22 protein-coding genes are annotated in these 24,851 nt (G+C 33.2%); 14 read left to right on the forward strand and 8 right to left on the reverse strand.

All coding sequences use genetic code 11. From position 1 onward, the window contains the following. The first annotated feature begins 361 nt into the window (after positions 1-361). The 7 genes from ACZZZI_RS16440 (at position 362) to ACZZZI_RS16470 (ending at position 5,891) form a co-directional block, all read left to right on the forward strand. A complete protein-coding gene (locus tag ACZZZI_RS16440; RefSeq protein ID WP_463490057.1) occupies positions 362-1,198 on the forward strand; it encodes a phytoene/squalene synthase family protein in 837 nt (278 codons plus the stop codon). A gap of 46 nt (positions 1,199-1,244) precedes the next feature. Continuing rightward, positions 1,245-1,763: an isopentenyl-diphosphate Delta-isomerase gene (gene idi / locus ACZZZI_RS16445; RefSeq protein ID WP_463490059.1), complete on the forward strand. Its 519-nt coding sequence runs from the start codon at positions 1,245-1,247 to the stop codon at positions 1,761-1,763. A gap of 217 nt (positions 1,764-1,980) precedes the next feature. Next, positions 1,981-2,172 carry a hypothetical protein gene (locus ACZZZI_RS16450; RefSeq protein ID WP_316760557.1) on the forward strand — a complete coding sequence of 64 codons (192 nt, stop codon included), beginning with the start codon at positions 1,981-1,983 and terminating at the stop codon, positions 2,170-2,172. A gap of 81 nt (positions 2,173-2,253) precedes the next feature. Continuing rightward, complete coding sequence (locus ACZZZI_RS16455) at positions 2,254-3,045, forward strand: HipA family kinase (RefSeq protein ID WP_424057650.1); 792 nt, start codon at positions 2,254-2,256, stop codon at positions 3,043-3,045. Beyond that, positions 3,023-3,406 carry a DUF3037 domain-containing protein gene (locus ACZZZI_RS16460; RefSeq protein ID WP_424057649.1) on the forward strand — a complete coding sequence of 128 codons (384 nt, stop codon included), beginning with the start codon at positions 3,023-3,025 and terminating at the stop codon, positions 3,404-3,406. The genes ACZZZI_RS16455 and ACZZZI_RS16460 overlap by 23 nt, the downstream gene beginning before the upstream one ends. 32 nt (positions 3,407-3,438) lie before the next feature. Beyond that, complete coding sequence (locus ACZZZI_RS16465) at positions 3,439-5,346, forward strand: AAA domain-containing protein (RefSeq protein ID WP_463490060.1); 1,908 nt, start codon at positions 3,439-3,441, stop codon at positions 5,344-5,346. 170 nt (positions 5,347-5,516) lie between these two features. After that, a complete protein-coding gene (locus ACZZZI_RS16470) occupies positions 5,517-5,891 on the forward strand; it encodes a response regulator (RefSeq protein ID WP_316760550.1) in 375 nt (124 codons plus the stop codon). On the opposite strand, the gene topB is transcribed toward ACZZZI_RS16470, so the two are convergent. Then, positions 5,888-7,738: a DNA topoisomerase III gene (gene topB, locus ACZZZI_RS16475; RefSeq protein ID WP_316760546.1), complete on the reverse strand. Its 1,851-nt coding sequence runs from the start codon at positions 7,736-7,738 to the stop codon at positions 5,888-5,890. The two genes, ACZZZI_RS16470 and topB, sit on opposite strands and share 4 nt — an antisense overlap. A 190-nt stretch (positions 7,739-7,928) precedes the next feature. Here topB and ACZZZI_RS16480 point away from each other — a divergent pair, with 190 nt between their 5' ends. Next, positions 7,929-8,369, forward strand: a complete 441-nt coding sequence (locus tag ACZZZI_RS16480; RefSeq protein WP_463490061.1) for a hypothetical protein — start codon at positions 7,929-7,931, stop codon at positions 8,367-8,369. Here ACZZZI_RS16480 and ACZZZI_RS16485 read toward each other — a convergent pair. Further along, positions 8,366-9,163, reverse strand: coding sequence for a murein L,D-transpeptidase catalytic domain family protein (locus ACZZZI_RS16485; RefSeq protein WP_463490062.1), 798 nt, complete (start codon positions 9,161-9,163; stop codon positions 8,366-8,368). The genes ACZZZI_RS16480 and ACZZZI_RS16485 overlap by 4 nt on opposite strands. 215 nt (positions 9,164-9,378) lie before the next feature. Here ACZZZI_RS16485 and ACZZZI_RS16490 point away from each other — a divergent pair, with 215 nt between their 5' ends. Then, positions 9,379-10,833, forward strand: a complete 1,455-nt coding sequence (locus ACZZZI_RS16490; RefSeq protein ID WP_463490063.1) for an SDR family oxidoreductase — start codon at positions 9,379-9,381, stop codon at positions 10,831-10,833. A 144-nt stretch (positions 10,834-10,977) separates the two neighbouring features. Here the strand turns inward: ACZZZI_RS16490 and ACZZZI_RS16495 are convergent, their stop codons facing one another. Together ACZZZI_RS16495 and ACZZZI_RS16500 are read right to left on the reverse strand one after the other, a co-directional pair. Continuing rightward, a complete protein-coding gene (locus tag ACZZZI_RS16495; RefSeq protein WP_463490065.1) occupies positions 10,978-12,885 on the reverse strand; it encodes a DUF3857 domain-containing protein in 1,908 nt (635 codons plus the stop codon). A 1-nt stretch (position 12,886) separates the two neighbouring features. Beyond that, on the reverse strand, positions 12,887-14,860 hold the full coding sequence (locus ACZZZI_RS16500) for a transglutaminase domain-containing protein (protein WP_463490067.1): 1,974 nt from the start codon (positions 14,858-14,860) through the stop codon (positions 12,887-12,889). 186 nt (positions 14,861-15,046) lie between these two features. Between ACZZZI_RS16500 and ACZZZI_RS16505 the strand changes: the two genes are divergently transcribed. From ACZZZI_RS16505 to ACZZZI_RS16520, 4 genes are all read left to right on the forward strand, one after another. Then, on the forward strand, positions 15,047-15,994 hold the full coding sequence (locus ACZZZI_RS16505) for an exonuclease domain-containing protein (RefSeq protein ID WP_424057644.1): 948 nt from the start codon (positions 15,047-15,049) through the stop codon (positions 15,992-15,994). Positions 15,995-16,070: 76 nt separating this feature from the next. Then, positions 16,071-17,930: a M1 family metallopeptidase gene (locus tag ACZZZI_RS16510; RefSeq protein ID WP_463490069.1), complete on the forward strand. Its 1,860-nt coding sequence runs from the start codon at positions 16,071-16,073 to the stop codon at positions 17,928-17,930. A 103-nt stretch (positions 17,931-18,033) separates the two neighbouring features. Further along, positions 18,034-18,867: a helix-turn-helix domain-containing protein gene (locus ACZZZI_RS16515; protein WP_316760529.1), complete on the forward strand. Its 834-nt coding sequence runs from the start codon at positions 18,034-18,036 to the stop codon at positions 18,865-18,867. Positions 18,868-18,931: 64 nt separating this feature from the next. Then, positions 18,932-20,608: a hypothetical protein gene (locus tag ACZZZI_RS16520; RefSeq protein WP_463490072.1), complete on the forward strand. Its 1,677-nt coding sequence runs from the start codon at positions 18,932-18,934 to the stop codon at positions 20,606-20,608. On the opposite strand, the gene queG is transcribed toward ACZZZI_RS16520, so the two are convergent. Beyond that, the gene (gene queG / locus ACZZZI_RS16525) at positions 20,609-21,541 is read right to left on the reverse strand and encodes a tRNA epoxyqueuosine(34) reductase QueG (protein WP_463490074.1); all 933 of its coding nucleotides are present in this window, start codon (positions 21,539-21,541) and stop codon (positions 20,609-20,611) included. Between the two features lie 130 nt (positions 21,542-21,671). On the opposite strand from queG, the gene ACZZZI_RS16530 reads away from it, so the two are divergent. After that, on the forward strand, positions 21,672-21,878 hold the full coding sequence (locus ACZZZI_RS16530) for a hypothetical protein (protein WP_316760523.1): 207 nt from the start codon (positions 21,672-21,674) through the stop codon (positions 21,876-21,878). A gap of 202 nt (positions 21,879-22,080) precedes the next feature. Here ACZZZI_RS16530 and ACZZZI_RS16535 read toward each other — a convergent pair whose 3' ends face one another. The 3 genes from ACZZZI_RS16535 to ACZZZI_RS16545 form a co-directional block, all read right to left on the reverse strand. Continuing rightward, on the reverse strand, positions 22,081-23,364 hold the full coding sequence (locus tag ACZZZI_RS16535) for an OmpA family protein (protein ID WP_316760521.1): 1,284 nt from the start codon (positions 23,362-23,364) through the stop codon (positions 22,081-22,083). A gap of 222 nt (positions 23,365-23,586) precedes the next feature. Further along, positions 23,587-24,252, reverse strand: coding sequence for a YdeI/OmpD-associated family protein (locus ACZZZI_RS16540; protein ID WP_344768830.1), 666 nt, complete (start codon positions 24,250-24,252; stop codon positions 23,587-23,589). Positions 24,253-24,261: 9 nt separating this feature from the next. Next, positions 24,262-24,792 (reverse strand): RNA methyltransferase, encoded by a 531-nt coding sequence (locus ACZZZI_RS16545; protein ID WP_316760514.1) that lies wholly within the window; start codon positions 24,790-24,792, stop codon positions 24,262-24,264. Positions 24,793-24,851: the final 59 nt, after the last annotated feature.

Below are 24,851 nucleotides of genomic sequence, written 5' to 3' on the forward strand. Positions count from 1 at the left end.
GAAAAAAAAATGTTTTTGTCACGGTTTTTACTCACTTCGTAATGGTTTTGTGTTTGTTCGTGTAGTTTTGTGTTTTTTTAAACGAGGGCCTATCTAATTAAATAAATTGAAATCGCGTTAAAAACACAAGGGTTTTAATATTTATATGGAAACTTTATACTACTATTTTCGTTTTAATATCTGAGCTTGAAGTTTTTTTAATTACAAATTATTATAAAATTCAATTTTAGTTAGATTGGTTAAACGTATAAGAAAGATGATATTTGCAATGGATATAAACATTTTTGTGAAATGCCATCCAAAAGAAAATATAAATCGAATAAAGTTTTAGAGAATTCGATAGTAAAATTTGCCTGTTTTTATGAAAGAAATATTCGACAAATTATCTGCAGATTGCAGTAAACTAACAACAAAGCGCTACAGTACAAGCTTTTCGTTTGGAATATATTTCTTAAATAAAAAAATTCGTTCGCCAATTTATTCTATATATAGTTTTGTTCGTTTGGCTGATGAAATTGTAGATAGCTTTCATTCCTTTAAAAAAGATTATCTACTAAATAAATTTAAACACGATACTTTTGAGGCAATAGAAGCGGGGATTAGCTTAAATCCAATACTGAACTCTTTCCAAAAGGTTGTAAATGAATACAATATAGATCATCAATTAATTACCTTGTTTTTAAGTAGCATGGAGATGGATTTAATTGAAAAAGAATACACTCCAGAGTTATACGATAAATACATTTTAGGTTCTGCAGAAGTTGTTGGCTTAATGTGTTTAAAGGTATTTACAAATGGCGATTTAACGGAATACGAACAATTGAAACCTTATGCAATGAAATTAGGCTCTGCATTTCAGAAGGTTAACTTTTTGAGAGATTTAAAAGCCGATCATCAATCTTTAAACAGGAGTTATTTTCCGAACATTAATCTTGCTCTTTTCTGCGATAATCAAAAAAGAGCAATTGAAATTGAAATAGAAAAAGAGTTTGAAGAAGCTTTAATTGGTATCAAAATGTTACATGCATCTTCCCGAAACGGCGTTTATCTATCATACATTTATTATAAAAAGTTGTTCGGTAAAATAAAAGGCCTAACCGCCGAACGCATAATGAACGAAAGAATACGCATTTCGAATGGCAGGAAAGTTGGTTTAATGTTCGATTGTATGATTAGACATAAATTTAATGCCATATAAATTTTATATTTATAATTATTAAGCATCCCTATTTTTTGAAAATTAAATGATTGAACAAGTAATACTTGTAGATAATACCGATTTACCTACAGGACTAATGGAAAAAATTGAAGCGCACGAGAAAGGTTTGTTGCACCGAGCATTTTCTGTTTTTATTTTTAATTCGAAAAACGAATTGCTTCTACAACAAAGAGCTAAAAGCAAATATCATTCTGGTGGCTTGTGGACAAATACTTGTTGCAGTCATCCTCGCTGGGGCGAAGAAAATATAGACGCTGCGAAAAGAAGGCTTTACGAAGAGATGGGAATGAATTGTGATTTAAGTTATGGATTCCACTTTACCTATATGGCTGAGTTTAGCGATGGTTTAATTGAGCATGAGCTTGATCATGTCTTTTTTGGATTATCGGATGAATTACCAAAAATAAATACAGAAGAGGTAGAAGCGTATAAATATGTTGATTTAGAAAAATTAAGACTTAACATAATTGATAAACCCGAACAATATACTCCTTGGTTAAAAATATGCCTTGAAAGGGTTATAGAGGCTGTAAAAGTGCCTTAAACAAAAAACGGGCATACAACTTTCGTCGTATACCCGCATCTAAATTAACGCTCTCAAGGGCAAAGATATATTTAGTTCTGATAAAACCGAATTTTTTTTGAAAACTTTTACTTTTTTTTGATTTTCATAGTTCCTAGTTCGTTTTCTAAGCTCTTTGAAACTTTCTAAAAATTAAACTTTTTATAATTTCAAACGTTTCACTTAAAACTATTTTACAATGGAAAGAGCAGAAATTAAATCTTTACTTGAGATTATTGATCAACAAGTTAGTTCGTCTATTCTCGGTGGAATGGAAGAGCAATATGAAGAACTTGAGACTTTAGGTTATGTTAGGATAAACCGCGAGGCTGTTCAGTGGTCCTCTTCGATAACGCCTGAAGGAATGCACTTTCTTCATACTTACGAATAGACGGTTAGCAGTTGTAATTTATATCTAAACCTTTATTGTGATTTATATGGCAGATTTCTTCTAAATTTGACGATATAAATTATGAACAATATTCAACTGAGAACAGTTAATGTAACCAGGTATGTTACGCCATTACGGGAAGGTGGCTCTATGCCCGCCATAGCCGAGGCTGATGATGGTTTTCTATATGTATTAAAATTCCGTGGCGCTGGTCAAGGCCCCAGAGCATTAATTGCCGAGTTGATTGGCGGTGAAATAGCGAGGGTTTTAGGTTTTCGCGTGCCCGAATTAGTTTTTGCCAATTTGGATGAGGCTTTTGGCCGAACTGAGCCCGATGAAGAAATACAGGATTTGCTTAAAGCAAGTGTTGGTCTTAACTTAGCTCTTCATTACTTATCTGGAGCAATAACTTTTGATCCAACTGTAACAAAGGTTGATTCAAAGCTTGCATCTCAAATTGTTTGGTTAGATTGCTTACTAACCAACATGGATAGGACTTGTCGTAACACCAATATGCTTATCTGGCATAAAGAATTGTGGTTAATAGATCATGGCGCTTCATTATATTTTCATCATTCGTGGCAAAATTGGGAAGAGCAGGCAAAACGTCCCTTTGTATTAATTAAAGACCATGTTTTATTACTTTGGGCTAATGACCTGGGAATTGTCGATTCCGAATTTCGAGCTATTTTAAAACCAGAACATATTCAAGCCATTGTTTCATTAATTCCAGACGAATGGTTAGAAGGCGAAAATATATTCGAAACCAAAGATAAACATCGCGAAGCTTATGCTAAATTTTTGGAAACCCGCTTAGCACATTCAGAAATCTTTTTAAAAGAAGCACAGCATGCAAGAGAAACACTTATTTGAGTATGCTGTAATTCGTGTAATGCCTAGGGTAGAACGCGAAGAATTTCTAAACATTGGAATTATCTTATACTGCGCAAAACAAAAATTTTTAAAAGCAATTTTTACTATCGATTACAGTAGATTAAAAGCATTTTCCAAGAGTTTAGATATCGAAGAAATTGAGGAAAATTTAGTAGCTTTTGAGCGCATTAGTGCAGGAGCTAAAGGATCTGGAACAATTGGTCAATATGATATGGCTTCTCGTTTTCGTTGGTTAACAGCAACAAGAAGTACAGTTGTTCAATGTTCCAAAGTGCATCCAGGCTTTTGTGTCGATGCTGAAGAAACCCTTATCAACCTTCAAGAACAATTGGTATTATAAATACATAATAATTACATTTTTATCCTTACTCTTTGTCTAAAGATTATTTCAAAAAACTGATCGATTTGCTTGATGTAGAACGTAAAGCCGATCATCAAACTTTCTTAAAATTAACCGAAAACACTTCTGCTGCCGATAGGCGAAATTTAGGTTTAACTTGGTATCCAATTGCTATTCGTAATACCGAAATCGGACGTGGAGATTACATAACGGTCGAAGTTGAGAGAACTACTCATCAAGATTTATCGCAGCAATTTCGCTTTGGTTCTACCGTTGTTCTATTTTCTAATCACGACCCAAAAGCGGATCGGATAGACGGTGTAATTACACACCTTAATCGCAATAAAATGAAAATTAGTTTGCGTTTAGATGAACTTCCAGATTGGACTAGGGATGGAAAACTCGGAGTTGATTTATTATTTGATAATAACAGTTACGATGAAATGAATAATGCTTTAAAACAAGCGACAACATTTTGTGATGATGATGCCAAAAATAAATTAATACGGATTTTAACTGATGGGCAACAGCCTGATTTTAAGGTTGATTCAGGTTATTATTCTTCTCCAAAACTTAATATATCGCAACAAGAAGCTGTAAATAAGATTCTTTCAGCAAATCAATTAGCAATTGTGCATGGTCCGCCTGGAACAGGAAAAACCACAACTTTAGTACAGGCAATAAAAGCACTCAGTAAACAAGATAACCAAAAAATACTGGTTGTTGCACCAAGTAATACAGCTGTAGATTTGTTAACTGAAAAGTTATCAGAAGAAGGTTTAAATGTTATACGTGTTGGTAATCCTGCTAGAGTTTCTGAAAAGTTAGTTCATGCAACGCTTGATTATAAAATGGCTGAACATCCAGAAATGAAGTCTATTAAAGCGCTAAAAAAGCAAGCAAATGAGTACAAAAACATGGCTCATAAATACAAACGAAGTTTTGGAAAAGCCGAAAGAGATCAACGAAAGGCGTTGTTTGATGAAGCACATAAAATTGGACGAGAAATAGAAAATTCTGAACAGTATATAATGGATAATCTATTTAATAATGCGCAGATTATTACGGCGACACTTGTCGGTTCAAATCATTATACCGTTAAAAATTTAAAATATAATACTGTTGTTATCGACGAAGCTGGACAAGCGCTAGAGCCTGCCTGTTGGATTCCGATTTTAAAAGCCGAAAAAGTAATTTTTGCTGGAGATCATTTTCAGCTTTCGCCAACTATAAAATCGAATGAAGCTGCTAAAAGCGGACTAAGCACTACTTTGCTCGAGAAATCTGTCATTCTACATCCAGAGTCGGTCGTACTATTGAATGAGCAATACCGTATGAATACACAAATAATGGGTTACTCTTCAAAGGTTTTTTATGAAGATCGGTTAATGGCTAATTCTTCGGTAGCAAATCATTTATTGTTTCCAAATGATGAGCCTTTAATGTTTATAGATACAGCTGGCTGCGGTTTTGAAGAAAAGGCTGATGGTACAAGTACTACAAATCCTGAAGAAGCAACTTTCATGCTTAATCACTTAACCGAGTTTATTGAATCGCTCGGAAATCAAAACTTTGAAAATAAATTTCCAAGTATAGCTGTTATATCTCCTTACAAACAACAGGTTCAGTTATTGAAAGAGCTAACGCAATCGAATCCTCTTTTAATGGCGCATGATGATAAAATTTCGGTTAATACCATTGATAGTTTTCAAGGACAAGAAAGAGACATAGTTTACATAAGTTTAACAAGGAGTAATACTGAAGGGGCAATAGGTTTCTTATCTGATACCAGACGAATGAATGTAGCTATGACAAGAGCAAGAAAAAAGCTTGTTGTAGTAGGAGATGGGGCTACCTTATCGAGATCTTTATTTTATAACGATTTTATGAAGTATGCAGAGGGGTTAAATGCTTACCATAGTGCATGGGAATTTCTTTAGGACAATCTTATTTTTTTTATGCTAAACAAATAAAATAATTACATTTGAGTATCATCCCATTTTAGTGTAACCATATTTTGGAAAACGATAGTAAAATAGAATTTTGCTGGAGTAGACTTTTCTTGTGATGATTGTTATTTTTTTAATTAAACGTGCAACATCATTTGTAAATGAAAGAAAATCTTAAAATTTTAATAGCCGATGATAACGAATTAATGCGATTGGTTATGCGAGGTTTTTTTCTTAAATATCTGGTTAATGCTCAGGTTATGCAAACGAAGAATCTAGAAGAAACTTACAGTTTGCTAAGAACAGAAAAATTCGATTTGCTTTTACTTGATATCAATATGCCTAATGGTGATAGCAGCCCTCAAACTGTTGTAGAGATTAAAGAAGAGCATCCCGATATAAAAATTGTAATGTTTACAGGAAATGATAAAGCAACTTTGGAAGCAGATTATTTGGCTGCTGGAGCAATCGGTTTCATTCAAAAAGACGAGCACATGAACAAATTTACTAAAGAGTTAATCGATACTAAACTTTAAACTTTTTCTGCTTTTTTTTCTTCTAACTTACCCGATATTGTTGCGCCTGCAATTAATAATTCGTTTGTAATTGTTCTAGTGTATTCTGTAATTTCTGATTTGAAATCTTTAACAGAAGCCCCAGTACGAATTTCTTCTAAGCGTTTTTCCCATTGTCCTGTTAGTTCGGCTTGCGCAATTTGCTTGTCCTTTACTACTTCATAAACTGCTAAACCTTTATTTGTAGGTACAAGATTGCGTTTCTCTCTGGTTATATATTCTCTGGTAATTAAGGTTTCTATAATCGATGCTCTTGTTGCTGGAGTTCCTAAACCACTATCTTTCATCGCATAGCGAAGCTCTTCATCTTCTATCTCTTTACCCGAAGTTTCCAGCGCTTTTAATAAAGAAGCTTCGTTGTACATGGCTTTAGGTTTGGTTTGCTTTTCTAACAAGCTTTTTTCTACAATTGGTAATTGTTCGCCAACGGCAACTTTTGGTAATGCTGCATTGTCTTCATCCTTTTTATCGTCTTCAGTTTCGTTAAAAACAGAACGCCATCCAGCTGAACGAATAACTGTTCCGTTAGCCAGAAAAGTTGTACCCGATTGTATCGTGATTTTAGTTATTTCCTTTAAACATTCTTGATGGAATGCCTCAACCATTCTTCCAACAACCATGTCGTAAACGGCTTGTTTATCAGGACTTAATCCGTATGCTTCTTCTCCAGTTGGCAAAACAGCATGGTGATCGGTAACTTTTTTGGCATTTACGCTTCGTTTATTTAACGAAATTGTTTGTAAAAACTGTGCCTGCTTACCAAAATCTGGGTGATTAACAAATTTATCAATAAGTGCCGGTACACCAGCGAAAACATCATCACCAATATATCGGCTACCTGTACGCGGATAGGATACCAGTTTACTCTCGTAAAGGTTCTGTAATATATTTAATGTTTGATCGGCTGTATAACCTTTTTTCTTATTTGCTTCTTGCTGTAAAGAACTTAAATCGTGCAAAAGTGGAGGTGGTTCTTTTCTAGGCTTAGCTTCAACAGCTGTAATATTTCCACCAATTGGAAAACCAGAAGCCACATCTTCTACCAAATTGAAAATAGCTTCTACCTCAGTTTTATCTTTATAATTACTAATAGATATGGCTTTAAAAGTTTGCTCATCTTTAGTAAGCTGAATACTAATTTGAAAATAGGTTTGCGGAACGAAGTTTTTAATTTCTAAAAAGCGAGCACAAATCATTGCAAGGGTAGGAGTTTGTACTCTTCCTAACGAAAGTACAGTTCTATTTCCTGCCGATATACTTAATGCCTGTGTGGCATTCATGCCAACTAACCAATCAGATTCTGAGCGACAATGAGCAGAATTAAATAGTGTATCATAATCTGTACCAGGTTTTAAATTTCTAAAACCATCTTTAATTGCTTCATCAGTTTGCGAAGAAATCCAAAGTCTTTTAAAAGGTTTTTTACACTTTAAATAGTAATAAATGTACCTAAAAATTAATTCACCCTCTCGTCCAGCATCCGTTGCAACAATAATTTCAGTTGCATCGTCAAAAAGTTTTTTAATTGTATCTAATTGCTTTCTAACCGCAGGATCTTCTACAAATCCATCTTTGGTTTTGATTTTTCTAACTGCCAGTTTAAATTTTGCAGGCAGCATTGGTAAATGCTGTTTTCGCCAACCAATGAAACCATAATCCTGAGGTGGAGCTAATTGCAGTAAATGCCCGAATGCCCACGTAAAAGAATAACCTTTACCTTCAATGTATCCGTCTTTTCTGGTGGTAGCGCCGAAAACTTTGGCAAGCTCGCGACCAACAGATGGTTTCTCTGCAATTACAATCTTCATTAATAAGTTCAGTTTTTTAAACCCCAAAGATGATTAAAAATATCCGTGTAGGACTTAAAATTTTACTCACAATATTGCTTAGAATGGATTTGGAAAATGGTTTTAAACGAAAATATCTGATAATCAATTATAAATCAAAAAGATGATAACAATTTTGATTTTGAAGTGTCTAATCTATTCAATATCAATAATGAATAAAATTTACAAATTAGATAACTGTAGCATTAAGGTTAGTGTATTGGAAGGGATTATCCGTTTAAAAAGCGATAAAGACTTGTGGGTTTACCTGGATATTGATGTTGTATCGCAGACAATAAAACTCATCAGGCTTATAAAAACAGATTATAATACTGAATTTGGTAAGCCTTTAAAAATCACTGATCAATCATTAATGGTAGAAATATGGGCTCATGTTTATTGCGATTATTTCGGTTTACTCATTCATCGAAATACTAAAATTAAATGGATACAAGATATTGTTTTGAAAGGTATTGAACGTGCTGAAATAATCGATTGTGGAGAATGGAAACTGGACAGCAACCGTTGGGTTTGGGATTTTCTGTCTAATTTTAAAAAGCCGATATCTTGGTTTTTACCCAAAAATATCAGCTTTAAAGATCTTAAGCGTTAGGTCATATTTGCAGTTAAAACTTCTTCTTGCTCTAATGCTGCATTTGCGGCCAAGGTTTCATTTAAATATTGAGAGGTATAATTTTGACTTGAGCTATTAATAAATAAAACTGTTTTATCTGATATTGTATTGATTACCTTGTTGGCTAATTTTGAAGATACGGCTGGGCAACCTTGGCTTCTTCCCAATCTTCCTAATTGATTAATACTTGCCTGGGAAACATAATCTGCGCCATGAACTACAATTGCACGTTCTCTTGCATTATTATTAAAGCCATAATCCATTCCATCAAGCTTTAAAGAACGGCCATGTTTCCCAGAATAGATTTCGCCAGTGATATAAAAACCAATACTGCTGGTATTAGAACTCACCGCATTCGAAAAGTAAGAAGGTTTATCGCCGCCGCTGTTTTGTCCGTGTGCAACCCAAGTATTTAATACAAGTTCTTTCTTATCCAAATCAATAATATAAAGACGCTTTTTACAGCTCTCCTGATCGAAATCTGCAATGGTTAAGATAGATTTATTATGCAGTAAACCAGACGATTTAAAATTGTAGAACCCAGTTAATGCTTTTTCAAATACATTAATATTTAACCCAGCAGAATCTAAGTGAACCTTGTGATAAAGATTAGAAATGTAATCGTTGTACAAGCTATCGGTCGATAAACTTTTGATCTCTTCTTTACTGTTTGTTTGTTCCTTTTGTGGAGACTCCACCGCTTTCCAACTTGTTCCGACAATGCTAATACCTAATAAAACGGTCATAACAATGCCCATTATGTTTTTACTCATTCAGGGATATTTGTGTTTGATAATGAACTACTTATACGCTTAATTACGAGTGTTATTGTAACGTGGATGATACGAATAGGAAAAGTGATGAGTCTTTTACATTACCATGACTTCATTTGGAGGTTTTAAAACTCTTCGGAATATTTTTTAGAAAACAATTTAATCATGGCTGTAACAAAGAAAGTTTTTAAGTGTTATTAAGAAGAAATTCTTGTATGAAAATATTACTTACTGGTGCTAACGGCTACATTGGAACAAGACTATTGCCTTTACTTTTAGAGCAGGAACATGAAATTATTTGTATGGTTCGCGATAAAAGACGTTTTGCGGCACAATCTAACCTAAGCAAACAGGTTACAATTATAGAAGGAGATTTACTAAATCTCGAAAGTTTAACAGCTATACCAAGCGATATTGATGCAACATATTATCTGGTTCACTCCATGTCATCTAGTGGTTCCGAATTTGGTGAAATGGAAAGAAAATCTTCATCAAATTTTTCATCAGCAATTAAAAAAACCAATTGTAAGCAAATTATTTACCTAACGGGAATTGCGAATGATGAGCACCTGTCTGAACATTTAGGTTCAAGATTAGCTGTGGAGGAAGAATTAAAATCATCTGGCATTGCTTGTACAATTTTAAGGGCTGCAATAATTATTGGTTCGGGGAGTGCATCTTTCGAAATTATAAGAGATTTAACAGAGAAAATCCCTTTTATGATCACGCCGAAATGGGTTAAAACTAAATGTCAGCCAATTGGCATCAGAGATGTTTTGGCCTATTTAATTGGTGTTTTACATAATAAAAAGTCATTCAATCAAACTTTCGATATTGGCGGTCCAGATATCTTAACTTATCGGGAAATGATGATGGGTTACGCAAAAGAGCGAGGTTTAAAGCGATGGATTGTAACTGTTCCAGTTTTAACCCCCAGATTATCATCACTTTGGTTAAATATGATTACACCAGTGCCATATTCGCTTGCCAGAAGTTTGGTAGAAAGCATGAAAAACGAAGTTGTTTGTCAGGATAATCGAATACATGATGTGGTTCCAAGAAAATGTTTAACCTATGCGGCATCATTACATCTTGCTTTCGAAAAAATTGACCAGAATTCGATTGTTTCTAGCTGGAAGGATGCTTTGAATAGAGGTTATTTGCAGTCGAACTTTATGGACCAAATAAAAGTTCCGCAGAATGGCACGCTTGAGTATAAAGTAAAAATGCCTTTTGAACGAAAGGCTGAAGAGGTTTTTGAAAATATTTGGAGTATAGGTGGCAACAGAGGTTGGTATTATATGGATTGGCTTTGGCATTTTAGAGGATTTTTAGATAAAATGTTTGGCGGCGTTGGCACAAGAAGAGGGCGAACTAGTAACACCGATATCCAAGCGGGCGATGTTTTGGATTTTTGGAGGGTTTTGCTGGCGGATAAAAAAAGTAAAAGATTATTGCTGTATGCAGAAATGAAAGTACCAGGCGAAGCTTGGTTAGAGTTAAAACTTATAGATTTTCATGGTCAGGCTTTTCTTTCTCAAATTGCTACTTTCAGACCAAAAGGCTTATGGGGAAGAATGTATTGGTATGCAATGTGGCCGTTTCACATTGTGCTTTTTAAAGGCATGGCAAAGCAGATTACAACATATAAACCTGTTATAAATAATTAAGCCTAAAATCGCTACTTTTGCTGATAAATAAAAAGTTGATGCCAAATAAAGATAACGATTACTCTTTCTGGACAAAATACAAACGCTTCGCTTCGACAGAAATATTAATGTATTTGATTATGATTGTGGGGATTGCGCTTGGTATTATTTTTTTAAGTTAAGAATAATTTTTAATCCATCGGAGGAGTTTACTTCTGTTATAAACTTATAAAAATCGACATAACTAGATGCAGGAAAAGTCCCATCATTCATAACAAATTTTCTATAATAGGTGAGTTTTTTACCATTTAAAGATATTTTGGTGTTATATTCCCCGAAATCAGTTTTATACTTTTTATCCAGTTCAGGTAACATACTGGTTACCACTTCATCTGGTAAATTATAAACAATAGTATCTTCATCTGTAAAACCACGGTTAATATAAACAGGCTGTGTTCTGTTTTTTATTTCCGAAATACTACTCTGAGTATTAAACGCATTTGTTTTAATAAATATTCTGTTATTATTTAAGGCAGCATAATTTCTAATATTCAAGTCTATACTTTCTATTGCTTCGGGATTAATATCTTTCTTTAGTGTATAGTTCACGGCCTTAAAATTTACATTATCAATATCGTAAACATTAAGTAATAGTTTTTGCTGTTCACCAAAAGGCTTATCAAAAATATTTTCATTATTATCATATTGCGAACCATAAAAAACAGTTTTTATTTTTCCAGCCGCATCGCCATTTGAAGTGATTGTTAATTCAGCATTACGGATTTGAAGATTATTCGAAGTTGCTAATTTCGGCGTTCTTAATAATTTACCTCCGTCTGGCGTGCAAGCAAGTACAATTCTATCATCGGTAAAAGTGCTTAAAAAACCGAAAGGGATTTTTTGATTTGTACACTCCAACCAAGTTGTATCACCTTTAAGTGGCATACATAAAATGATGTGATTTCCCTGCACCATACTTGCATAAGTAGGATCAAAACTTACCTTTTGCTTACCAGCTTCGACAACGCAATAATATGATTCTATGCCAACCACATCGAGCAAGCTTTGCATATAATTAACCAAAGCTTTGCAATCGCCATAACCAAGTCGGTCAACCTCAGCAGCAGATACAGGTTGAAAACCTCCAATGCCAATCTGTACACTTATATATCGGGTTTTATTTTGCAAATATTGATAAATTTTTATTGCTTTATCTTTATCAGTTTTTTCATTCTTTACCAGGTCTTTTATCATTTCAATAGTTGATGGCGCTAATGTTTTACGTGTTTTAAGTAAATCATCATAAATCCATTTCCCTAATTCTGGCCAATTGGTATAACTGCCATTGTGATTATAATAAGTAAAGTTTTTAGCAGCAATTTTTATTGTGGTTTGATAAGTATCTCTTGCTGGACTAAATGGCTCTGGTTTAACGGCAAATAAGTTTTCAACTTTCCAGGTTAAAGTTTTTTGTTTTTCGGTAATTAATTCATCAGGTTTACCTGCAAAATTTTGAGCTTTAATTCTAAGCTCATCAACTGGCTTGCAAATAAAAGTGTAAGTGCTTTTTTCAACAGAAATATCATCATCATTTTGCGGCACCCAATCTCTGATAATGAGATTTTGTTTATATCTAATTTCGTAATTGTAAACTATTGTATAAGGATAAATATTTTCGGATGGGAGATAATGTTTTACCCGACTATCTACAAATAAAGAAAAGCCATCGGCTGCACTTTCGTCGCTAAAATTGCTTTGCGTAAATTTTTTGGTTAAAATCCCCGAAGCGTTGTAAACTTCGCCTTTAATGCTCTTTATTGATGTATTTTTATCATAGAAAAGGACCAGCCTTGCATTATCTTCTCCATTTTTATTCAATACGGTAATCGCTTTTTTAACACTCAACATTACGTTATCTGGCGAACGCATATCTATAATTGTTTCTTCTGATCTAATGGTCGCATTTGCCCGATTCTTTAAATTCGATGGAATTAAATCTGCATCATAATTATCTTGACCAAAAGCTGCTGAGTAGAAGAAAATAAAACAAAAAAAACAAAGTATAATTCTCATTTTATTTAACTTTTTTTAATAAAAGATCTGATTTCTGATTTTGAATAATCTTGCTGTAAAACTCTTTAAGGTATGGATATTCTTCAGCCTGATAAATTGCTTTACTAAGCTGGAGTATTTGACTAAATGTTACAAGATTATCATCAATATTTGTTTTTAATAAATATCTACCACCAGAATTAGGAAGGGCAATGGCTAAATCTTTCGGTTTTTCTTTTACATCAAATTTCCCAGGCAAAGCAATACTTATAATTATACGTTCTTCTGATGCAGCACCCAAATCAACAGGATAAGTTCTTTCGTTTAAATTAAAGGGATTTTTCACTATTGGATTAATAAAAAACGGACTAAAATTTAGTTCGTCATTTCCCAGACTTCCCATTGGAGAAAAATCAATTTGATAAATTTCTGTTAAAGTCTTTTCTACACTATCAATATTTATTATGTTATGTTTTAATATTTGCAATTTTGGTAAACGTTCATCTAATTTTTCAACATATTCATCAATCGAATTATACTTTTTAATCTCTTTACGTTTGTTTAGTGCTTCGTATCCAGTATTGTGTATAGTTATTGTACCTGTAATTTTTCCATCTGCATTTAATTTAGCATCCATAATATAGCTAGAAGTTGATTTTTGAAAAGCAGTTAAATCAATCCAGTAAGATGCTTTTTTTAGATTTATAACCCGACCTTGATCGTTTACACAGCGTAGAGGTAGCAAGCCAAAGGGGAGTAAGGGGTCTGTTGCATCGAGCAGATAACTTTTATCACCAATGTTTACTTTTGCAACTAAGTAATTAAAATCAGTTATTATTGGATAGAGCTTATTTACCGTCCCATTATCGCGAGTTGATAAAATAACGGCTTCGGTATCTAAATTAGCCGCAGATAATGCTGCAATAAGACTTAAATTAATATCTGCAACATTGCCAGATCGCATATCTAAGGCCTTCTTAATATTATCTTCGCTTCGCGTTCCGTAATAATTATTCCATTTAATTTGTTTTTTTATGTATTCGTAAACTGCTTTAGCTTTACTTAAATCATCTGTTGCACTTTTGGTAATTGTGGGTATTGTTTCTTTGAAAAGGTCTTTACGCCTCATTTGCGAACCTAAAGTTTTTTCCGAGGTTAGTTCATAGTCTACATCTTTCCAGGTTTTGGAGTAGATCTGTCTTCTTCCATCTGGCATTTGCCAGTCAGACAATTCGAAATAAATAGCTGATTTGAAGTTGCTTGCAGCTGTCATGTAATTTTCTTCAACGAAAGCTGGTACATCCTTCATTACATACCAAATTTTAGAGCAATCTATTGGAACACCATTAACTCTTAAACATTCTCTCGCAATTTCACTTTTATTATTGCTAAGCTTGTAAAAGCCACGAAGCGAAACATTATAATTGTAAACAGCAGGGATGTAGGCTAAATACTCGCTGTAAACTTTTGGTATATCGCTCTGAAATTCCCAGGTTTTAAAGTTAAAAAGGTTTGGCGACTCTAAACGGTAGCTATATTCGATAATCGAGCCTTCCTTAATATTTGGAAGTGTAAATTTTGTAGATGCCCAATATCTTGACTTAATTTCTGTGAAAATCGCCTTTTTATCCATTTCGGTTTCTACAAATCGGCCATTTTCGAAATTAAATGTAGATGCTTTAATGGTGTTTAAAAATTCTTCACGAGTGCCATCTTTATAAATTGGAATTACAACATTAGCTTTTTTGAAGCCTTCCTTGCTATATAATTTAATTTTTACATGGTACTCAAATATCAATTCAAAACTTCCAGTTCTATCACTGATTTGAATAGATGAGGTGCCAAATTCTTTTAAAACGACAGCATTGGCATTACTGTCAATTTTGTTTCTATCGAAATTATTATCATCGAAAGTAACTGCTCCGAATGGAAAATTTTGAGCGAAAGCATTAATAACAAAAAAAGAAAAAGAGAGAAGCAAGAAAATTTTACGCATTATGAGTTTGGTTAATTTATTGCAATTTAGATTTACGGCATTACAATCAAAAATAATTTGTCAATTATATTTTTGAATTTACCCACAGATTTTACAAAACAAATCAAACCTTTTTAGCACTTTTGAATAAAGAAACATTATGGGCAATTTGTTAAATCAAATGGCCTCAATCTTATATTTATTGTAATGAAATTAAATTTAAAACGCCCTTTAGCCTTTTTCGATCTTGAAGCAACTGGTGTAAACGTTGGTGCAGATAGAATTGTAGAAATTGCAATTTTAAAAGCTATGCCTGATGGTACTGAGCTTGTTAAAACTTGGCGTGTTAATCCAGAAATGCCAATTCCTTTACAAACATCGTTAATACACGGTATTTATGATGAGGATATTGCCAATGAACCAACTTTTAAAGATTTGGCAATTGAAATCGCCGAATTTTTAGGTGAAAGTGATTTAGCTGGATACAATTCTAATAAATTCGATATTCCAATGCTTTTAGAGGAGTTTTTAAGAGCTGATGTAAATTTCGATATGAACGGTCGAAAATTTGTTGATGTTCAGAATATTTTCCACCAGATGGAGCAACGAACGCTTAAAGCGGCTTATAAATTTTATTGTAACGAAGATTTAATAAATGCTCACGCTGCAGAAGCTGATGTAATTGCAACTTATAAAGTTTTGCTTGGTCAGTTGGATATGTATGCTGATAAAGAATTTGAAAATAAACAAGGTATAAAAAGTAAACCTGTTGTTAATGACGTAGAGGCCCTGCATGTTTTTACAAACATTAATAAACCAGTAGATTTTGCAGGTAGATTAGTTTACAATGATAAGGATGAAGTTTGTTTTAACTTCGGGAAGCATAAAGGAAAAACTACCGAACAGGTTTTTAGTGTAGAACCAAGCTATTATGCCTGGATGAAAAATGGCGATTTTCCACTCTATACCAAGAAGAAATTAGATGAAGAGTGGGCGAAGTTTAATGCTAAGAAAAATGAAAATAGAGCGCCCAGACCTCAAAATTCTGCACCTGCAAATAAGCCTCAATTTAACAAACCAAAACCCCAGGAAAAACCTGCGCAACCATTAAATACAGATATGTTGGAGCAGTTGAAAATGAAATTCGGTAAATAATAAATTTAATTAAAGGCGTTGATGGCACTAAATAATATTTGGTGCTTTCGGCGCCTTTAGTTTTTAAAAAACAACTATGAAATTCCTTAAAATATTAACGTTTGTAATGCTTTGTGTAAGTGCTGTAAAAGCACAAAGTCAGCTACCAATTGAGCCAGTTTTTCAAAATGCTTATCTAAAGGAAACCAGGAGTAAAGATGGAAAACCGGGTAAAAAATATTGGCAAAATTCATCCAATTACAATTTAAAAGTGAATTTTAATCCTGTGAGTCGATTGCTTAATGGAAAAGTTGATGTTACTTACACAAACAATAGTCCTGATACTTTAAAAACGATTTGGTTTAAATTATATCCAAATCTTTATAAAAAAGGAGTTCCAAGAAAGGCTCGCTTCGCCGAAGCAGATTTAGGAGAGGGTGTAGCGATCGAAAGTTTGGTTGCTAACGGAAAAGGGATTTCCGATTTCAATATTGATGGAACAAACATGACCGTAAATGTTCCTGCAGTTTTACCTGGAAAAACAATTAAGTTTTCGATTACTTATAACTATACTTTAAATAAAGGTTCGCATATGCGTACTGGCCAGGTAGATGAAGGCTCTGATTTTGTTGCTTACTTTTTCCCTAGAATAGCAGTTTACGATGATGTGGATGGGTGGAACAAATATCCATACACAGGAGCAGAAGAATTTTATAACGACTTCGATAATTTTAATGCAGAAGTTACTGTTCCTGGTGGTTATGGCGTTTGGGCGACTGGAGATTTAAAGAATCCTTCTGAAGTCTTCCAGAAAGAAATTGTTTCCAGAATTTCATCAGCGGAAAAAAATAATGCTGTTATTGATATAATTACTGAAAGCGATTTAGCGAATAAAAAAGTAACACAACCTAAAGCTTTTAACACCTTTAAATTCGAAGCTAAAAATGTTACTGATTTTGTTTTTGCATTAAGCGATCATTATTTATGGAAATCATCGAGTTTGGTAGTTGATTCTTTAACGAAAAGAAGAACAAGGGTTGATGCCGTTTTTAATCCAAAACACAAAGATTATTACGAAGTAATTGATTTTGCCCGTAAAACGGTTGAAGCAATGAGTTTTAAATTTCCAAAGTGGCCTTTTCCATATAATCACGAAACTATTTTCGATGGCTTAGATCAAATGGAATACCCAATGATGGTGAATGATAATCCTGTTGACAAGCGTGAAGATGCAATTACTTTAACCGACCACGAGATTTTTCATACTATGTTTCCATTTTATATGGGTATAAACGAAACCAAATATGGCTGGATGGATGAAGGTTGGGCAACAATAGGCGAGTGGTTAATTTCGCCAATGATTGATTCTACTATCGTTGATGAATATGGTGTACAGCCAACAGCTTCGAGTTCTGGTGGTAAAGATGATTCGCCAATTATGACTTTAACGCCTGATTTAAAAGGTTCGGGTTCGTTTACAAATTCATACCCAAAACCAGGTTTAGCTTACCTTTTTATTAAAGATTATTTAGGCGAAGAACTTTTTACTAAAGCCTTACATAATTACATTAAAAATTGGAATGGTAAACATCCAATGCCTTACGATTTCTTTTACAGTATGAATGAAGGAAGTGGTAAAGATTTAAACTGGTTTTGGAAACCATGGTTTTTTGATGGTGGAGTTTTGGATTTGGCCATAAAATCTGCAACCAAAACTGATTTGGTTTATGCAATTGTAATCGAAAACAAAGGCAAAAAAGCACTGCCAATTGATTTGCTTTTAACTTATGATGATGGTTCTACAGAGCGTAACCATAGCACAATTGGTGTTTGGGAAAAGGGAGAAACAGCGATTACAGTTAATGTTAAAACGAGCAAAAAACTAAATAAGGTTGTAATGGGTAATCCTCATACACCAGATAAAGTTAAAAGTGATAATAGCTTTTTAGTGAATTAAATTATATTTTTTTCATTCAGACCATCATAAAAGCTATTTTTATGATGGTCTTTTTGTTTAATTTACAAGCAACATTCTTAAAAAAGAAATGTCATTATAATTGATGAGAATATTTGAAACTCTAAAGCCTAAAAATAATATCATACAAAAATACGTGAGTTATTATTACTTAGATATTGCCGATGATTTAAATTACTTTAATCAATATACTTGCTATCCACATTTCAATAATACAATTTCGTTGTATAAAAATCATGTTGTAGATTTTCTGAAAGAACATTCGGTTATCTCTTTTAAAAAAGATGCTGATCCAGTTCAAATATTTACACCCTTAAGAGAGAAAATTTTAAAGGTAACACAAAATGGTCCTGTACATAAAATTGGGATTGTATTTAATCCGCTAGGAATCAATCAGTTTCTTAGAGAAGATATAAATATTAGCAAAATAATTTCTTCACCATCTTTAAGCTTTTTTGATAACGATTTCATACTTCAACTTTTTGGCGAAAATAATTTAGATAAAATCACTTCATTACTTGATAATAGATTATTAGATAATTTTGTAAACTTCGATAATGCTTATTTACTAAAAGCAGTATCGCTTTTACATGGGATTGATCATGAATTTAATATTGATGAATTAGCTGAATCGAAACTAGGGATAAGTAGAAAACATTTAAATAGATTATTCAAAAAATATATTGGTACTAATCCACAGAAATATCGTACGATAGTTAGGTTTAGGCAATTAATGGATTATAAGCTCAAACCTATCCATCAAAGTAATTATACCTCACTATCTCATCAGGTTCATTATACAGACCAATCTCACTTTATAAAAGCTTGCAAACAGCTAACTAATTTAACTCCATCGCAGTTTTTTAAAGAGGGTAAAATTGTAGGTTCTGAAGATACTTTTTGGAATTTTATGAGGTAATGTCCCAATTTTACAATTTTTGATATCATCACTTCATTAGTTTTGTTTTATAAATTAATAGAAGATGAAACCATATCTGATTTTAGTGCTCTTTGTTTGTTCAATAACAAAAATTAACGCACAATCTTACAACAAGCTTGCAGATAGCGCATTGCATTTAATGTGGGAGGCGAAAGACACCACAGATTATCGAAATTCTCTTAATGTGTACGAAAAGGCTTTTAAACTTTATCCGAATTCTATTGATAAAACAGGTCTATACAAAGCTGCCGTAATCTCTGCTGAATTGAAGGAATTAGACAAATCTTTCGAATTTCTTGAAAAACTTTTGTCAATAAACAGCGATTTAAATACCACATGGAGTTCATTAACAAGCAGATATTCAACATCAGAATATAAAAATTTACTAGTTGATAAAAGATGGACTTTAATTGCAGGAAAAGCGCAAAGTATGAAAGATATTTTTTTCAAAAAATTGAAAGACAATCAGTTTGAATTTGAAACAGGCAGATTTAAAACATTAACCTTTCCTAAAGCTAAAACTGGAGCAGAAGTATATCAAATGATTAAGTCTTTTAATGATTTTAAAAGTAAAAAACAGCGAAATTATTCAATAAAATTTAAGGTTACAGATAGTTTATCTACTTCATATTTTGTGAGTTTGCCTGCAAACTACAACCCTAAAAAGAGCTACGCAATTATGTTCTTTTTACATGGTGCCGTTCAAATCAATGCGCTTGCAGAATATCAAAACGAATCTATATTGGGCGATTGGAATCGGTTTTATACTAAATATGCTGCTTTAAATCAAGTTATCATGGTTTACCCAAAGGGATCAAAAAAGTATAATTGGATGGCACCTGATGATGGGTTTTTTATGATTCCTGAAATGCTCAAAGAAATTAAACAATCGATAAATATAGATGATGATAAAGTCTTCATTACTGGGCATTCAAATGGGGCAACAGGTTCGTTTTCTTATTTAATGAAGCAACAAAATCCGTTTGCGGGTTTTTATGGCTTCAATACTCAACCTAAAATTAGAACTGGTGGTACATTTATTAAAAACGTTTTAAATCGTTCTTATTTTAATGTTTCAACAAATGCAGATTACTATTATCCGCCAGACGCTAATGATAGCTTGAATGTTATTATGACAGATTTAAAAGCCGATTATCAAGATCATCGTTATATTGGTTGGCCACATTGGTTTCCGCAATTTGATGAATCAGAACCTGTTTATCCAATGATTTTTAGAGATTTAGCGGGTCGCAAGAGAAATGCTTTTCAACCCACAATTTATTGGGAATGTGATGACGTAAAATATGGTAAAGCAGATTGGATACAGATTAATCAATTAGATACAGTTACAAAACGTAGCGATTGGCATAGAAATATTAATTTCGATATTTTAAAATTGGTTAACTACGACCAAAAAAATGATAAGATTACGGCAACTGATACTTTATTAAAAGCATTTAATTTTCCTCGGAAATCTGGTGCGATAAAGGGCAATTACAAAAACAATCTATTTAATATTGAAACTTCAGATGTAAAATCTTTATCCATATTTATTTCACCAGAAATGGTTGATGTAAATAAGCCTATTGTTGTTTTTGTGAACGGGGTTAAAAAAATAGAGCGTAAACCGATCTATAATAAAGAGTTAATAATCAATAATTTCGAAAAAACTTACGATAGAAAGGTTGTTTGGATTGATAAATTTGATATACAGCTTTAGTTATGACTTTAGAAAATCGATATTTCTTTTTAAGCCAACAAATTTAGTTCGTTTAACTGCCGAGCCTTTAAATACTTTCTTAAAAACTTCATCAGTAATTTCAGTAAGTTCTTTCGCATTCAAATCGAGTAATCCACTTTCAGGTTTAAATGCTTCTTCATTGTGTGCCTTGGAGAAACGATTCCATGGACAAACATCCTGGCAAATGTCGCAGCCGAACATCCAGTTATCCATTCTATCTTTAAATTCTGATGGAATTTCGTTTTTTAATTCGATGGTTAAATAAGAAATACATTTTGTACCATCAACAACTTGTGGTGCAATAATGGCATCAGTTGGGCAAGCATCCAGACATCTGGTGCAGGTTCCGCAATGATCAGTTTGAAAAGGATGATCGTAATCCAATTCTAAATCGATGATCAGCTCGGCTAAAAAGAAAAACGAACCGTTATTTTTACTTATTAGATTAGAGTTCTTACCAATCCAGCCAATTCCAGAACGCTTTGCCCACGCTCTATCTAAAACTGGTGCCGAATCGACAAAAGCACGACCAGAAACTTCACCAATATTTTCTTCAATAAAAAAAATAAGTTCTTTTAATTTATCCTTAATCACAGTGTGATAATCCTGGCCGTAAGCATATTTAGATATTTTTGGCGCATTTGGATCTACCTGTTTATCTTCAGTATAATAATTCAGCGAAAGAGAAATTACCGATTTCGCACCATCTACGAGCAGGCGAGGGTCGAGCCTTTTATCGAAGTAATTTTCCATATACTTCATTTCGCCATGATGGTTATTGTTTAACCATTTTTCTAATCGCGGCGCTTCTTCTTCTAAAAATTCTGCTTTTGAAATGCCACAATCTAAAAAGCCAAGGCGTATGGCCTCATCTTTAATTAGCTTGCTATATTTTGCAGAATTGTTGTACATCTTGTTGCAAAGATAGCGCTTAGAATTAAAACCTTTTAACTAATCACTTGTTGTTATTTTGAAAACTAAATATGAGCCAAATTGATTTTCTAACAACCATTGGCTCAAATAACTACTAAAACATTCACTAATGGAAAACATAGATCCAAAACATGCGGAAAGTGGGGAAGCCCCAAAACCGATTGAAAAAGATTACGAAAGTCATAAAGCAGATCCAGGGCCAGGGAAACCAGCAGTTACTGAAAGAGACGAAAACGGTGCAGGTTCTGTATTGAGATGGATTTTACCAATTGCAATAATAATTGGTTTAATTGTATGGTTTGCACTGCGCAAATAATTAGCAGATGTAAATCCAAAAGAAATTATAATTTGTAATTAAGAAAGCAGCCAATAAACTTGGCTGCTTTTTTTGTTGACATTAATTGGTTCTTAATTATTAATAAACTAAAATATTTATAACTAAAAATAGCCGCCAATAATTTGGCGGCTATTTTTAGTTATGTTTTAAACTGATTTTAAAACCAACGGTTATTTACAAATTAAAAAATTGTAAATTCTACACGACGATTTTCTTGACGACCAGCGGCAGTTTTGTTTGTAGAAATTGGTTGATCTGGTCCGTAACCTGTAGCTTCGATTCTTGATGCATTAGCACCTTGAGAAACTAAATAAGCTTTTACCGATTCAGCTCTATCTTTCGATAAACGTAAGTTTAATTCTCTTCCACCTGTGTTATCTGTATGGCCAGCTAATTTTAAGCTAAAGTTTTTCTCTACTAATAAAGCCGCAACACGGTTTAAAGTAGCGAAAGATTTAGAACGGATTGTTGATTTACCTAAATCGAATTCTAAATTAGAAATTGCATCCTTAACAACTTTACGATCAGCTTCTGTTACAACAACTTTAGTTTCTTTAATAATTTCGCGTTGAACTTTAATTGGACAACCAGAACCATCTACAACAGTACCTGATGCAGTTCCAGGACATTTATCGAATTTGTTTGCAACACCATCATTATCATCATCAGCTAAATCTTTAGCATATTGTGCTCTGTCTCTAGCTGCGTTTTCTTCAGCTGTAGATAATGCTCTTCTTAATTCGTTACTTTCTTCAGCAGTTTGTTTGCGTAAATCGGCAATAGCACTGTAGTTTTGTAATTGCGAATTTTCTTTATTACCTAAAGCAAATTCAACACCTACGTGCGAGTAAGAATATCTGTTCTCTAAATAAGCACTTTTAACAGTTGGTGATGATTTGATAAAGTTAATATCGTAACCTAAATCGATGTTAACACCTTTAGATACACCAAACTTAAATCCAACACCTGTTGGTATATACCAACCTTCTCTATCCTGAAAAACTTGAGTTGTTCCAACTTGCGAATCTGACGACATGTAACCAGCACCAGCTTTAACGTAAGGGATTAAAACTGCGTTTTCAGTATTTAAGCTGAAATTAGCAATGTTTAATACTGCAGTTAATGAACCAGCCCAATTGATGCTGTTTTTTTGTTCGATAGTGCTCGTAGTGTTTAGCGTTTTCATTTCTCCACGTAAAAAATCGGCTTGTAAGCCTAAAGCAGGTAAAATTTGTTTTTTAACAAAAGCTCCGTAACCTACGCTTTTAAATTCTCTTGCTTTAACACTTCCTCCTCCTAAAATTGTATTCTGGCTGAAGATACCAGCTTGAGCACCTACGCTCCATGTTCTTAAGTTCTGCTTACCGAATCTACCAGATACTGTTGGTGTTTCTTGTGCAAATAATTGCGATGATAATCCTAATAAGGCAACCAACATTGTTGATTTTGTAATTCTCGTATTCATGTTTTTAATTTTATAAATAATAGTGGGTAAACAGCTTTTTCATCATAACTGTTTTGCAACTACCAAGAAAAAATCTTGCCAAAAGTATAATTATTGCTACAAAGAGCAATAAATCAGAAGATTAGCGGCATGAAAATAATTTACATAAAAGTCTTTTTACCATTAAAATCTGGTTAAATTTTGTAGCCTTTTCTATACAAACGAGAATTTGGTACTTAATATTTAAGCTTTATCTGATGGATTTTTCTTACCCAAAGAAAGCATATTTACTGTTTTTTCTAACCTTGCTTGTCTTGTTTTGTCTTGCTTTGCGGTTAAAATCCAAAGTACATATTCCTTTTTATGAGAATAAGCCAGACTATTGAAATAACTCAAGGCAGTATGATTTTGAGTTAAGATTGATGCTAAATCTTCAGGTAATTTTACGGTTTTATTTACTGGATCGATATAATTACCGTATTCGTTCGATTTAATTTGTTGGTTTCCTACACCCGAGTGTTTTACTTCGGTTGCTAATTTTAGCCTTAAACCAGTCCAGGTTTCGTTTACAGCTGCCGATGCGCAAGGCGATAAATTATAAACGCCAAGTTCCTTCCAGGTTTTCATTAAATCTAAATCAGAAGAAATTTTAGATGATTTTTTTGGATAAAAAACCCAAAATATAGTTTTAGAGTTAATTGATTTTAGATTATTTTCTATTTGCGAATTGAGTTGTAATCTACTAATCGAAAAGGCAATAAGTACATCGAAAGTTGTATCATCTGTATATTTTAGGGATATTTCAGATGGAATATTTCCAAAAATAGCAGCTGCATTTTCGGGTGCATCAATTACTTTAACCGTAAAATTCGGTTTTATTTGAAGTTTTTTTAAAAATAAATTTTCCATCTGAAGATATTACAACCTTAATTTAGCAAAGAAATCCCAAAAAACAATTCCAGCAGAAATGGTTATATTAAATGAATGCTTGGTTCCAAATTGAGGAATTTCTATGCACTCATCAATCTTTGCCATTACTTCATCACTCACCCCATCAACTTCGTTTCCGAAAATTAAAGCATACTTTTTGTCCAAATCTGGTGTAAATGTATTTAGCATTGTGCTGTTTTCAGCTTGTTCAATCGCTACAATTTCATAACCTTGAGCTCGTAATTCGTCTACCGCGGTTGTAGTTTCTGGATAATGAACCCAATTTACAGATTGTGTAGCACCTAATGCAGTTTTCTCGATTTCGCGATGTGGAGGTTGGGCGGTAATACCGCAAAGTACAACTTGCTCTAGTGCGAAACCATCAGCGGTTCTAAAAATAGAACCAATGTTGTGCATACTTCTCACATTATCTAAAACAGCAACAACAGGAAGTTTTTCTTGCGCCTTAAACGATTCTATATCAGCTCTATTAAGCTCATCTAATTTTAATTTCTTCATTCTTATTAAAAAATGCTGATTCTAAATCTTAAAGACTTAAAATCAGCATTGTAAATATA

Source organism: Pedobacter sp. AC190 (assembly GCF_979258025.1).

Bases quoted from the DNA above. Each gene is read 5' to 3' on its own strand.
- ACZZZI_RS16440 (WP_463490057.1), top strand. From the start codon at position 362: ATGAAAGAAATATTCGACAAATTATCTGCAGATTGCAGTAAACTAACA.
- idi (WP_463490059.1), top strand. From the start codon at position 1,245: ATGATTGAACAAGTAATACTTGTAGATAATACCGATTTACCTACAGGA.
- ACZZZI_RS16450 (WP_316760557.1), top strand. From the start codon at position 1,981: ATGGAAAGAGCAGAAATTAAATCTTTACTTGAGATTATTGATCAACAA.
- ACZZZI_RS16455 (WP_424057650.1), top strand. From the start codon at position 2,254: ATGAACAATATTCAACTGAGAACAGTTAATGTAACCAGGTATGTTACG.
- ACZZZI_RS16460 (WP_424057649.1), top strand. From the start codon at position 3,023: ATGCAAGAGAAACACTTATTTGAGTATGCTGTAATTCGTGTAATGCCT.
- ACZZZI_RS16470 (WP_316760550.1), top strand. From the start codon at position 5,517: ATGAAAGAAAATCTTAAAATTTTAATAGCCGATGATAACGAATTAATG.
- topB (WP_316760546.1), bottom strand. From the start codon at position 7,738: ATGAAGATTGTAATTGCAGAGAAACCATCTGTTGGTCGCGAGCTTGCC.
- ACZZZI_RS16480 (WP_463490061.1), top strand. From the start codon at position 7,929: ATGAATAAAATTTACAAATTAGATAACTGTAGCATTAAGGTTAGTGTA.
- ACZZZI_RS16485 (WP_463490062.1), bottom strand. From the start codon at position 9,163: ATGAGTAAAAACATAATGGGCATTGTTATGACCGTTTTATTAGGTATT.
- ACZZZI_RS16490 (WP_463490063.1), top strand. From the start codon at position 9,379: ATGAAAATATTACTTACTGGTGCTAACGGCTACATTGGAACAAGACTA.
- ACZZZI_RS16495 (WP_463490065.1), bottom strand. From the start codon at position 12,885: ATGAGAATTATACTTTGTTTTTTTTGTTTTATTTTCTTCTACTCAGCA.
- ACZZZI_RS16500 (WP_463490067.1), bottom strand. From the start codon at position 14,860: ATGCGTAAAATTTTCTTGCTTCTCTCTTTTTCTTTTTTTGTTATTAAT.
- ACZZZI_RS16505 (WP_424057644.1), top strand. From the start codon at position 15,047: ATGAAATTAAATTTAAAACGCCCTTTAGCCTTTTTCGATCTTGAAGCA.
- ACZZZI_RS16510 (WP_463490069.1), top strand. From the start codon at position 16,071: ATGAAATTCCTTAAAATATTAACGTTTGTAATGCTTTGTGTAAGTGCT.
- ACZZZI_RS16515 (WP_316760529.1), top strand. From the start codon at position 18,034: ATGAGAATATTTGAAACTCTAAAGCCTAAAAATAATATCATACAAAAA.
- ACZZZI_RS16520 (WP_463490072.1), top strand. From the start codon at position 18,932: ATGAAACCATATCTGATTTTAGTGCTCTTTGTTTGTTCAATAACAAAA.
- queG (WP_463490074.1), bottom strand. From the start codon at position 21,541: ATGTACAACAATTCTGCAAAATATAGCAAGCTAATTAAAGATGAGGCC.
- ACZZZI_RS16530 (WP_316760523.1), top strand. From the start codon at position 21,672: ATGGAAAACATAGATCCAAAACATGCGGAAAGTGGGGAAGCCCCAAAA.
- ACZZZI_RS16535 (WP_316760521.1), bottom strand. From the start codon at position 23,364: ATGAATACGAGAATTACAAAATCAACAATGTTGGTTGCCTTATTAGGA.
- ACZZZI_RS16540 (WP_344768830.1), bottom strand. From the start codon at position 24,252: ATGGAAAATTTATTTTTAAAAAAACTTCAAATAAAACCGAATTTTACG.
- ACZZZI_RS16545 (WP_316760514.1), bottom strand. From the start codon at position 24,792: ATGAAGAAATTAAAATTAGATGAGCTTAATAGAGCTGATATAGAATCG.